At 72.2% G+C, this 11,272-nt stretch carries 6 protein-coding genes and 1 tRNA gene; 5 read left to right on the forward strand and 2 right to left on the reverse strand.

The features are described from left to right. The first annotated feature begins 370 nt into the window (after positions 1–370). The 3 genes from E0493_RS16600 (at position 371) to E0493_RS16610 (ending at position 4,244) form a co-directional block, all read left to right on the forward strand. Positions 371–1,948 carry an ABC transporter substrate-binding protein gene (locus tag E0493_RS16600; protein ID WP_160938365.1) on the forward strand — a complete coding sequence of 526 codons (1,578 nt, stop codon included), beginning with the start codon at positions 371–373 and terminating at the stop codon, positions 1,946–1,948. 199 nt (positions 1,949–2,147) lie between these two features. Beyond that, positions 2,148–2,222, forward strand: a tRNA-Thr gene (locus E0493_RS16605). Positions 2,223–2,405: 183 nt separating this feature from the next. Next, positions 2,406–4,244, forward strand: a complete 1,839-nt coding sequence (locus E0493_RS16610; RefSeq protein WP_160938366.1) for a CocE/NonD family hydrolase — start codon at positions 2,406–2,408, stop codon at positions 4,242–4,244. Positions 4,245–4,361: 117 nt separating this feature from the next. Here the strand turns inward: E0493_RS16610 and putA are convergent, their stop codons facing one another. Beyond that, the gene (gene putA, locus E0493_RS16615) at positions 4,362–8,033 is read right to left on the reverse strand and encodes a trifunctional transcriptional regulator/proline dehydrogenase/L-glutamate gamma-semialdehyde dehydrogenase (RefSeq protein ID WP_160938367.1); all 3,672 of its coding nucleotides are present in this window, start codon (positions 8,031–8,033) and stop codon (positions 4,362–4,364) included. 132 nt (positions 8,034–8,165) lie between these two features. On the opposite strand from putA, the gene E0493_RS16620 reads away from it, so the two are divergent. Further along, entirely contained in the window at positions 8,166–8,621 is a 456-nt protein-coding gene (locus E0493_RS16620; protein WP_160938368.1) for an Lrp/AsnC ligand binding domain-containing protein, read from the forward strand. A gap of 287 nt (positions 8,622–8,908) precedes the next feature. On the opposite strand, the gene E0493_RS16625 is transcribed toward E0493_RS16620, so the two are convergent. Further along, positions 8,909–9,859 (reverse strand): LysR family transcriptional regulator, encoded by a 951-nt coding sequence (locus E0493_RS16625; RefSeq protein ID WP_160938369.1) that lies wholly within the window; start codon positions 9,857–9,859, stop codon positions 8,909–8,911. Positions 9,860–10,053: 194 nt separating this feature from the next. On the opposite strand from E0493_RS16625, the gene E0493_RS16630 reads away from it, so the two are divergent. Then, complete coding sequence (locus E0493_RS16630) at positions 10,054–11,220, forward strand: acyl-CoA dehydrogenase family protein (RefSeq protein WP_160938370.1); 1,167 nt, start codon at positions 10,054–10,056, stop codon at positions 11,218–11,220. Positions 11,221–11,272 lie beyond the last annotated feature (52 nt).

The following is an 11,272-nucleotide window of genomic DNA, read 5'->3' on the forward strand; positions in this document are numbered from 1 at the left end:
TTCGCGGCGCCCTGGCAAGGCGCGCGGGTCGTGCTTTTGGCCTGACCATACCGCGGCCAGGTGCGTCTGCGAGGCGCAGCGTGACCGATCGGCCTGGGTTACGCTACCGAATCTTCCCGTGCGGCCGGATGCCGGGATGGTGGCCTCCGCGACGGGGCCGCTCCAGAGGTTGAGCTCCCTTGCATCGGGCCGCGTTGCACGCCTGACTCCGGCGAGGCTGCGCGGCACGAGCGCCTCGCGACTCGCATTCGCCGACCCCGGATGAAGCGGGGCCTTGGCCAGCCCTGGCGGCGGATCTCGCGGCGGCCGGGCTGCGCTGGCACGCTTCATGCCAGGACCGAAGGCGCTCTTTTCCTGACCGGAGGCTGCCATGCCGTCACGCCGAGGATTGATCGGAACCGCCTTCGCCACGGGCCTCGGCCTGCCGTCGCTCGGGCGGGCTCAGGGCGGCGCGAGCCGTCTGCGTTTCGTCCCGATGGCCGCCTATTCCTCGCCCGACCCGATCTGGACCACCGCCATCGTCGTCCAGACCCACGCGTTGATGGTGTGGGACACGCTCTACGGCGTGGATATCGGCCTTGCCCCGCATCCGCAGATGTGCGCCGGCCACGAGCTCTCCGCCGACAAGCTGACCTGGACCTTCACCCTGCGCGACGGCCTGCTCTTCCACGACGGCGAGAAGGTGCGCGCGGCCGACGCCGTCGCCTCCATCGCGCGCTGGGCGCAGCGCAACAGCTTCGGCCAGCTCCTCACCGCGGCGACGGAGGAGATGAAGGCCCTGGACGACCGCCGCTTCGCGATCCGGCTCAAGTCGCCTTTCCCGCGGATGCTCTACGCCCTCGGCTCGCAGGGCTGCTACATCATGCCGGAGCGCATGGCCCGCGTGCCCTCCAGCGAAGCCATCAAGGAGTTCGTCGGCAGCGGCCCCTTCCGCTTCCGCCAGGACGAATGGGTCTCCGGCGTGCGCTCGCTCTACGAGCGCTTCGACCGTTATGTCCCGCGCGACGAGCCGCCGGACTACCTGGCCGGCGGCAAGGTCGTGCATTTCGACCAGGTGGAGTGGTCGATCCAGCCCGACCCCGGCACCGCCGCCTCGGCCCTGCAATCGGGCGAGGTGGACTGGGTGGACCAGCCGCTCTTCGACCTGGTCCCCGCGCTGAAGCGCAGCCGCGGCGTCACTGTGCAGCAGCTCGATCCGTTCGGGTTGATCGGCATCATCGCCCTCAACCACCTCCTGCCCCCCTTCGACAACCCGAAGCTGCGGCGTGCCTTGCTGCCGGCCATCGACCAGCGGGATTACGTGGCGGCCGTGCTGGGCGAGCAGGTGGACTACGCCTCCATCCCCGTCGGCTACTTCACCGCCGGCTCCCCCATGGCGAGCGACGCGGGCATGGACACGCTCACCGGCCCGCGCGACCTGGAGCTGGCGCGCCGCCTGGTGCGGGAGAGCGGCTATGGCGGCGAGACCATCCTCATCTTGGACCCGGGCGACCAGCCGCAGATGCACGCCATGGCCGAGGTGACCTCCTCCACCTTCCGGAAGATCGGGCTGAAGACCGAGCTGGTGGCCATGGACTGGGGCTCGGTGCTGACCCGGCGCGCGGTGAAGAAGCCGGTCGCCGAAGGGGGATGGAACGTCTTCAACACCCGCCAGGCCGGGCTGGGCGCCGCGGACCCCGCCAGCGTCCAGCTCAAGGGCAATGGCGACCGTGCCTGGTTCGGCTGGCCCACGGCCCCGAGGCTGGATAGCCTGCGGGAAGCCTGGTTCAGGGCCGACGACCTCGCGACGCAGAGGCGCATCGCGGCCGAGATGCAGGCCGTGGCCTTCGAGGACGTGCCATACATCCCCCTCGGCCAATGGTCCCAGCCGACGGCCTTCCGCTCCGATCTCACCGGCTTCCTCCGAAGCGCCAACCCGCTGTTCTGGAACCTCCGGCGCAGCGCCTGAGGGCGTGGCGGAACCCTGCCCCGCCTGTGTCCCTCCGCCCGGGCGGGCATGCGGCCGCCGCTCACGCACCGCTTGAAATCCGGTCTCAAACCGTGGAGAAGGGGGAACGCCATGGCCGGGGCCGGTCGGACGGCTGCCGCGGGCATGGCGCCTTCCCGGATGGCTCGGCGCAGGCGAAGCCTCGGCCTTCCAGGCACTTGCCGGGTTAGCACAGCGGTAGTGCAGCGGTTTTGTAAACCGAAGGTCGGGGGTTCGATCCCCTCACCCGGCACCACCAGGTGGCACCGCGCCCCCGGCAGGCGGCGCCTTCGAGGCGTCCATCCCGCACCGGCACCGCCGGAGCTGCCGGGCGACGCGCATGGTCCGCGCCGGACAAGCCAATTGACGCCATCGCGCACCCCCGGCATCGAGAAGGCACCGGTGACATCCGGCTCCGCCCAGGCCAGAAGGTTCTGCAATGTCCGACCGTGACCAGACCGGAGCCGCCTGGCGGCTCTCTCCCGCTGCCTATGCCGAGGCGCGCGCGGTTCCCTTCAGCCTGCCCGAGGCGCCCGTATCGCGCTATCTCACGATGCGCGACGGCTGCCGCATCGCCATCGATGTCTGGCGGCCCGAAGGCGCGACGGAGCCGTTGCCGGCCATTCTGATCCTGACGCCCTACTACCGCCGCTTCCGCCTGCGCGAGGGCGGCAGCGGCGATGCCATCCCGAATGCCGGCAAGTTCGTCCGCACCCTCGTGCCGCGCGGCTATGCGGTGGTGGTGGCGGATGTGCGCGGCACCGGCGCCAGCTTCGGCACGCGCGACAGCTTCCGCTCGCCGCGGGAGCGCGAGGACAGCCGCGAGATCGCCGACTGGGTGGTTGCGCAACCGTGGTCCGACGGGCAGCTCGGCGCCACCGGCATCTCCTATCCCGGCGCCGCCTCGGATTTCCTGGCCAGCACCGGGCATCCGGCGGTGAAGGCCATCGCGCCGCTCTTCGCCGTCTGGGACACCTATGCCGACAACTATTATCCTGGCGGCATCCTGCTGAAGCAGCTCGCGGCGAGCTACGACGCGCTGATGGTCGCCATGGACCACGACCGGCGCGACCTGCTGCGCAACTACGTCTATTACGCCAACCCGGACCTCGCCGGCCCGCACCCGGTGGACGAGGACCCGGACGGCACCCTGCTGGCCGCGGCGTTGCGCGAGCATCTCGGCAACTTCCGCCAGCCGGACTTCATGGGCGAGTTCCGCTTCCGCGAGGAGCCGCTGCCCTACGACCCGTCCTTCAGCTCCGCCTCCTTCAGCCCCTATTCCGTGCGCGGGGGCATTCGCCCGGATGTGGCGGTGCTGGCCGTCTCCGGCTGGATGGACGGCGCGGGCTACGCCAACGGCGCCATCAGCCGCTTCCTGACGCTGCGCGACAACCCCGTGCACCTGATCCTTGGCCCCTGGGACCATGGGGCGCGCTGCAACGTCTCGCCCTGGCGGGAGTCACGGGACCCGCAGTTCGCCCTGCCGGGCGCGCTGCTGCGCTTCTTCGACCACTACCTGATGCGCCGGCCGACCGGGCTGGAGGCCGAGGCGCCCGTGCACTACTTCAGCCTGCACGCCGAGGAATGGCGCGCCGCCCCCTCGTGGCCGCCGATCGAAACGGTGCAGCGCCTGCACCTCGCGGCGGAAGGCGCGCTGTGCTCCGAGGCGGGCGCCGCCGGCGAGGACAGCACCCAGGCGGACTTCGCCTGGGGCAGCGGAGAGGGAACGCGCTACGAGCGCATCGCCGGCATCAACAGCACCACCTACTACGCCGACTGGGCGGAGCGGGAGGCGAAGCTCGCCGGCTGGACCAGCGCGCCGCTCGATCGGGACATGGAAATGACCGGCCACGGCCTGGCCGACCTCTGGCTCGCCGCCAGCGAGCCGGATGCCGCGCTCCTCGTCTATCTCTCCGAGGTGGAGGCGGACGGCACGGTGCGCTACGTCACGGAAGGGCTGCTGCGCGCCTTGCACCGCAGGGAGAGCCCGGCCCCCGAGGCCTATCGCACCACCTGGCCCTTTCGCAGCTTCCGGCGCGAGGACGCGGCGCCGCTGGTTCCGGGAAAGGCGGAGCGCATCCGTATCCCGCTGCTGCCGACCTCCTGGGTGTTCCGCAAGGGCAGCCGCATCCGTCTTTCCCTCGCCGGCGGGGACAGCGACCATGCGGTGCAGGTTCCGCATGGCCGCCCGCCACGCCTGACCGTGCTGCGCGGTGGCGAAAGCGCCTCGGCGCTGGAACTGCCGCTTCGCCCAGTAGAAGTTCCGCCCATCCCATAGCCACCGCGCTCCCCACCGCGCTCCCCACCGCGCTCCCCACCGCGCTCCCCACCGCGCTCCCCACCGCGCTCCCTCCGGGCGCGGCTCCAGGGGGAGGGGCGGCGCCCCTGGCTTTCCTCAGCCGATCATCATCAGGTTGGCGTTGCCGCCTGCCGCGGCGGTGTTGATGCTGGTGGCGCGCTCCTGCACGAGCATGTCGAGCGGGAAGCCGCCCTCCGGGCGCGGGGCGTGCAGCGCCACGATCGGCCCTTCCGCCGCGGCGAGGCGCCGGGCCTGGGCCAGCAGCATCTCCCGCCCGTCCGCGCACAGCACCGCCTGCACCCCGGCCTCGGCGCCTTCGCGCAGCCACGGCCGCAGGTCCGCCGGAAGCGCCGCGAGATCGCCGAGGCAGCCCGCCGCGACCACCGCACGGTTGCCGGTGACGAGCGCGGCACCGACGCCACGCAGCACCTCCTGCCGCGTGGCGCCCAGGCAGAGCACGGCGCCACGCGCCTCGGTGGCGTAGAGGTTGCGCTCGCCCACCGGGCCGGCCAGCTCGATCGCCACGCCGAAGGGCGTCACGCCGAGCAGGCTGCGCGCCTCCGCGGCCAGGGTGGCCTCGCCCTGCGCCTCAAGCCAGGCCGCCCAGGCGCGCGCGGGCTGCGGCGCCCGCCCCGGCAGGCCGCTCGCCGGCGGATGGGCGGCCAGCAGCCGCCGCAGGTAGAGCGGCCCGCCCGCCTTTGGCCCCGTGCCGGAAAGGCCGTGCCCGCCGAAGGGCTGCACGCCCACCACCGCGCCAACCAAGTTGCGGTTCACATACACGTTTCCGGCCTGCACCCGCGCGGTCATCTGCGCGATCCGCTCGTCGATGCGCGAGTGCACGCCGAAGGTGAGGCCGTAGCCGGTGGCGTTCACCGCATCCACCAGCGCGTCCAGCCCTTCGCGCCGGAAGCGCAGCACATGCAGCACGGGGCCGAAGACTTCGCGCTTCAGTTCGACGATGCTCTCGATCTCGATCACCGTCGGCGGCACGAAGCTGCCATGGCGGCATTCCTCCGCCAGTGGTGCCTGATGGACGCGTCGCCCGGCGCGCCGCATGGCCTCGACATGCGCCAGGATGCCGTCCCGCGCCTCCTCCGTGATGACGGGGCCGACATCGGTGGCCAGCCGGTCCGGGTTGCCCACCGAAAGCTCGGCCATCGCCGCCAGCAGCATGGCGAGCGTGCGGTCCGCCACGTCGTCCTGCACGCAGAGCAGGCGCAGCGCCGAGCAGCGCTGCCCGGCGCTGTCGAAGGCCGAGAGCAGCGCATCGCCCACCACCTGCTCGGCGAGCGCCGAGGAGTCCACCACCAGCGCGTTCTGCCCGCCGGTCTCGGCAACCAGCGGCACTGGCGTGCCGTCCGGGTTGAGGCGCTTCGCCAGCTCGGCCTGGATCAGCCGCGCCACCGCGGTGGAGCCGGTGAACATGACGCCGCGCACCCGCGCATCCGCCACCAGCAGGGCGCCGACCCTGCCGTCGCCGGGCAGGAACTGCAGCGCATCGCGCGGCACACCGGCCTCGTGCAGGATGGCCACGGCCTGCGCGGCGATCAGCGGCGTTTCCTCCGCCGGCTTGGCCAGCACCGGATTGCCCGCCGCCAGCGCCGCCGCCACCTGCCCGGTGAAGATCGCCAGCGGAAAGTTCCAGGGGCTGATGCAGAGCACCGGGCCGAGCGGACGATGCGTCGCGTTGGCGAAGCCGTCCCGCACCTGCGCGCCGTAGTAGCGCAGGAAGTCCACCGCCTCCCGCACCTCCGAGACCGCATTGGCCAGCGACTTGCCGGCCTCCCGCACCACCAGCCCGAGCAGCGCCGGCATCCGCCCTTCCAGCAGGTCGGCGGCGCGCAGCAGGCAGGCGGCCCGCTCGGCCGGCGGCGTGTCGCGCCAGCGCGGCGTGGCGGCCTCGGCGGCGGCGAGGCCGCGTTCCACCTCCGCCCCGCCCGCCTCCACCACATGGCCGACGAGGTCGCGCCGCTCGGCGGGATTGCGCACCGCCCGCGCCTCGCCCGTCCCTTCGGTGCCGCCCACCAGCGGTATCGCCTTCCAGGGCTGCGCCGCGCTCGCCCGCAGGGCGGCGTCCAGCGGTGCCAGCACCGCCTCGCTGCTGAGGTCCAGGCCCGCCGAATTGGCGCGCACCGGCCCGTAAAGGTCGCGGGGCAAGGCGATGCGCGGATGCGGCGCGCCGAGCTTTTCCCCCGCCGGCGCCATGGCCGCCACCTGCGCCGCCGGGTCGGCCACCAGCGCATCGACCGGCACCGCCGGGTCCTGGATGCGGTTCACGAAGGAGGAGTTGGCGCCGTTCTCCAGCAGCCGCCGCACGAGATAGGCGAGCAGCGTCTCATGCGTGCCGACGGGCGCGTAGATGCGGCAGGGGCGGTTCAGCCGGTCCGGGCCGACCACCTCCTCGTAGAGCGGCTCGCCCATGCCGTGCAGGCACTGGAACTCGTAGTCCCCGGGCGTGAAGTCCGGCCCGGCCATGGCATGCACGGCGGCCAGCGTCTGCGCGTTGTGCGTGGCGAATTGCGGGAACACGGCCTCCCGCACGTCGAGCAGCTTGCGGGCGCAGGCCAGGTAGGAGACGTCGGTGTGCGGCTTGCGGGTGAAGACCGGATAGTCCGGCAATCCGTCGATCTGCGCGCGCTTGATCTCGCTGTCCCAGTAGGCGCCCTTGACCAGCCGCACCATCAGCCGGTGGCCGCTGCGCCGCGCGAGATCGATGACGAAGTCCAGCACGAAGGGTGCGCGCTTCTGGTAGGCCTGCACCACGAAGCCCAGCCCGTTCCAGCCGGCGAGCGCCGGGTCGGCGCAGAGCGCCTCCAGCAGGTCGAGCGAGAACTCCAGGCGGTCGGCCTCCTCGGCATCGACGTTCAGGCCGATGTTGTAGCGTTTGGCCAGCGCGGCGAGGCCGGCGAGGCGCGGCAGCAGCTCCGCCATGACCCGCTCCTGCTGCGCGCGCGCATAGCGTGGGTGCAGGGCGGAGAGCTTGATCGAGATGCCCGGCCCGGCATGGATGCCGCGCCCCGCCGCGGCGGCGCCGATGGCGTGGATCGCCCGCTCGTACTCCGTGTGGTAGCGCGCCGCGTCGGCGGCGGTGAGCGCGGCCTCGCCCAGCATGTCGTAGGAGTAGCGGAAGCCCCGGGCTTCCATCCTGCGGCTGCGCGCCAGCGCCTCCCCGATGGTCTGGCCGGTGACGAACTGCTCGCCCATCATGCGCATGGCGAGATCGACGCCCCGGCGGATCACCGGCTCGCCGCAGCGGGCGACGAGGCGGCGCAGCGCCTCCGAAAGCCCCTGCTCGCTGCTGGTGGAGACCAGCCGGCCGGTCACCAGCAGCCCCCAGGCCGCGGCATTGACGAAAAGCGAGGGCGAATGGCCGAGATGCGCGCGCCAGTCGCCATCCCCCACCTTGTCGCGGATCAGCGCGTCGCGCGTGGCGGTGTCGGGGATGCGCAGCAGCGCCTCGGCCAGGCACATCAGCGCCACACCCTCCTGGCTGGAGAGTGCGAACTCCTGCATCAGCCCCTCCACGCCGCCGCGCGCGCCCTTGCGGCGCAGCGCCTCCACAAGCTGGCGCGCGGTTTCCGCGGCCTGCGCGGCGGCGGCGGGCGGCAAGGTGGCCGCGGGCAGCAGGCGGGCGACGCATTCGGCCTCGGTGGCGCGGGCATGGCGGGTGATGGCCCGCCGCAGCGGGTCCCGCGGCGGCAGGGGCGTGAGGCGGCTGAAGGGCGCGGGCGCCGCCTGCGGCGCGGCCAGGGCTTCGGCGGACGGCATTGCGTTTCTGCTTGCTCTCCGGTTCAATCGACGGTGTAGCGGGAGGCCGGGCGAATTTGATTCGATAGTTGGTGCCCCACGCCGAATTTCATCTTCCGCTTCACGGAAATTCTTGACGGACCTTCGGCACGCATGGACGACACCGACAAGCGCCTGCTGCGCCTGCTGCAGAAGGACGGCCGCATGACGAATGTGGAGCTGTCGCGGCAGGCGCATCTGAGTCCGCCCGCCACCCATGAACGGGTGCGGCGGCTGCAGAAGGAGGGCGTCATCGAGGGCTACACGGTCCGCCTGAACCCGGCCAGGCTGGACCGGGCGCTGCTGATCTTCGTCGAGGTCACGCTGGACCGGACCAGCACCCGCGTCTTCGAGGATTTCGCCGCGGCGGTCCGCCGCACGCCGGAGATCATGGAGTGCCACATGGTCGCCGGCGGCTTCGATTACCTGATCAAGGTGCGCGTGCGCGACATGGCGGCCTACCGCGCCTTTCTCGGCGCAACCCTCGTTGCCTTGCCGGGCATCCGGCAGACCCACACCTACACGGTGATGGAGGAGGTGAAGAGCACCACGGAGATCACCATCGCCTAGCGCGGCAGCGCGGCAGCGCGGCCGCCTGTCCCGGTCAGCGGCCAACCGGCGCCGGGCTGCGCGCCGCCCCCAGGCAGCGCAACCGCCCGCCAGAAGCCGGTGGCGCGCAGATGCGGGTCCCGCAGCAGCGCCGCCACGTCGGTTGAGCGGTGCGACGGGACTGTCGAGCGGTGCCGGCATCCGCATCCACTTCGCTCTGTCTCGCCCTGTTCCGCCAGGCGAGCCCGGCACCGAGCAGGCCGCAGGCGTGGTCGCCAAGGGCAGGCCGCGTGGCTGATAGTGCTTCCTTATGGATCGCCGCCGCGCACGGGGTGGCACGGCCCCGCAAGGCTCCGCAGGTCGGCGCGCAGCGCCAGGCATTCCCGCAGCATGGCCAGAAAGGCTTCCGCCGCCGGGGAAAGGGAGCGGCCCGCGCGGCGCACCAGCGCGATCGGGCGCGTCAGCGGCGGATCGCCGATCGGCAGCGCCCGCAGGTCGGGGCTCACCTGCATCTCCACGGCGGTGGAAGGCAGCACCCCCAGGCCGAGCCCGGCCCGCACCATGCCCACCAGCGTGCCGGTGCTCACCGCCTCCTGCGCCGGCTCCACCGCCCGGCCGAGAGCGGCGAAGGCCTGATCCACCGCGTGGCGGATGCCGCTGTTCGCCTCCGGCAGCAGCAGCGGCACGTCGCACAGCTCCGGCAGCGCGACGGCGCGCCGCGCCGCGAAGCCATGCCCGCGCGGGAAGATCAGCAGCAGCGGGTCGTCGAAAAGGTGCTGCACCACCAGCTCGCCGTCCTCCGCCACGCTGCCGCCAATGCCGAAATCCACCAGCCCGGCGCGCACCATCTCGCCCACCGGCCCGGTGACCGCCTCGCGCATGCGCACCCGCAGCCCGGGGCTGGCGGCGCGCAGCCGCGCGATCACCTCGGGCAGCACGGTGGAGGCGAGGGAGGGCAGGGTGGCCAGGTCGATCCGTCCCGTGCGCAGGGCGGCGTGGTCCTGCACCCGCTCCAGCACCGCGTCCATCTCGGCCAGCAGCGGCGCCAGGGCGCGGGCGAATTCGGCGCCGGTCCGGGTGGGGGTGGCGGTGCGGGTGGTGCGGTCCAGCAGGCGCACGCCGAGCGTCTGCTCGAGCTGGCGCAACTGCACGGTGAGCGCGGGCTGGGTGAGGTGCAGCTGCCGCGCGGCGGCCGTGAAGCTGCCGAGCCGGACGATGGCGAGAAAGGCGCGCATCTGCCGCAGCGTGACGGGCGTCATGAGGCTCCAGGTCTCGGCGGGGAAAAGGCTGGCCGTGGCGCCGGCTCATAAAGCCGCCTTATGAATGGCGGCGGAAGAATTCAATTGTCGCATGGGCAGGAGGACGGTTCAATCGGCGCGGAGGCCACGCCGCCAGCAAGCAGCAGGCATCCGCCCGGCGGCGCGATGCGGCCCGCCAGAGGGGAATGCCGCGAATGGACTTCCGCCACACCGCCGAGCAGGACGCCGTGCGCAGCGCGGTGGAGCGCATCTGCGCCGGCTTCGACGACGCCTACTGGACCGAGCGCGACCGCGACGGCCGCTTCCCGGCCGAGCTGCACGGAGCGCTGGCGCGGGACGGCTGGCTCGGCATCTGCATGCCCGAGGAATACGGCGGCGCCGGGCTCGGCATCACCGAGGCGGCGATCATGATGCAGGCCATTTCCGAGTCCGGCGCCGGCATGACGGGCGCCTCGGCCGTGCACATGAACATCTTCGGCCTCAACCCGGTTGTCGTCTTCGGCACGGAGGCGCAGAAGCGGCGCATGCTGCCGCCGCTGATCGCAGGTGCCGAGCGTGCCTGCTTCGCGGTGACCGAGCCGAACACCGGCCTCGACACCACCCAGCTCCGCACCCGCGCCGAGCGGCGGGGCGACCGCTACCTCGTCAATGGGCAGAAGGTCTGGATCTCCACCGCGCAGGTGGCGGAGAAGATCCTGATCCTGGCGCGCACCACGCCGGTGGAGGAAGTCCGTCGGCGCACCGAGGGGCTCAGCCTGTTCTACACCACGCTCGACCGCAGCCGCGTCGAGGTGCGCGAGATCGAGAAGATGGGCCGCAAGGCCGTGGACTCGAACCAGCTCTTCATCGACAGCCTGGAAGTGCCGGTGGAGGACCGCATCGGCGAGGAGGGCAGGGGCTTCGACTACATCCTGCACGGGCTGAACCCGGAGCGCATCCTGATCGCCGCCGAGGCGCTGGGCCTGGGCTACGCGGCGCTGCGGCGCGCCACCGGCTATGCCAAGGAGCGCGTGGTCTTCGGCCGGCCGATCGGGCAGAACCAGGCGATCCAGCATCCGCTCGCCGAGAACTGGATGGAACTGGAGGCGGCGCAGCTCATGGTGATGAAGGCCGCCTGGAGCTACGATCAGGGCCTGCCCTGCGGCGCCGCCGCCAATGCCGCCAAGTACCTGGCCGCCGAGGCCGGCTTCAAGGCCTGCCAGCAGGCGGTGATGACGCATGGCGGCTTCGGCTACGCGCGTGAATACCAGGTGGAGCGCTACCTGCGGGAAGTGATGATCCCGCGCATCGCGCCGGTCAGTCCGCAGCTCATCCTCTGCTTCATCGCCGAGAAGGTGCTCGGTTTGCCGAAATCCTATTGAGCCGCGCGGCTGGCGGGCAGGCCCGCACGCCATGCCGGAAGGCAGGCCGGGA

The organism is Teichococcus coralli, assembly GCF_009829925.1.
GTDB classification, from domain to species: domain Bacteria; phylum Pseudomonadota; class Alphaproteobacteria; order Acetobacterales; family Acetobacteraceae; genus Pseudoroseomonas; species Pseudoroseomonas coralli.

Coding starts and splice junctions, on each gene's coding strand:
- E0493_RS16610 (WP_160938366.1), top strand. CDS start 2,406: ATGTCCGACCGTGACCAGACCGGAGCCGCCTGGCGGCTCTCTCCCGCT.
- putA (WP_160938367.1), bottom strand. CDS start 8,033: ATGCCGTCCGCCGAAGCCCTGGCCGCGCCGCAGGCGGCGCCCGCGCCC.
- E0493_RS16630 (WP_160938370.1), top strand. CDS start 10,054: ATGGACTTCCGCCACACCGCCGAGCAGGACGCCGTGCGCAGCGCGGTG.
- E0493_RS16600 (WP_160938365.1), top strand. CDS start 371: ATGCCGTCACGCCGAGGATTGATCGGAACCGCCTTCGCCACGGGCCTC.
- E0493_RS16620 (WP_160938368.1), top strand. CDS start 8,166: ATGGACGACACCGACAAGCGCCTGCTGCGCCTGCTGCAGAAGGACGGC.
- E0493_RS16625 (WP_160938369.1), bottom strand. CDS start 9,859: ATGACGCCCGTCACGCTGCGGCAGATGCGCGCCTTTCTCGCCATCGTC.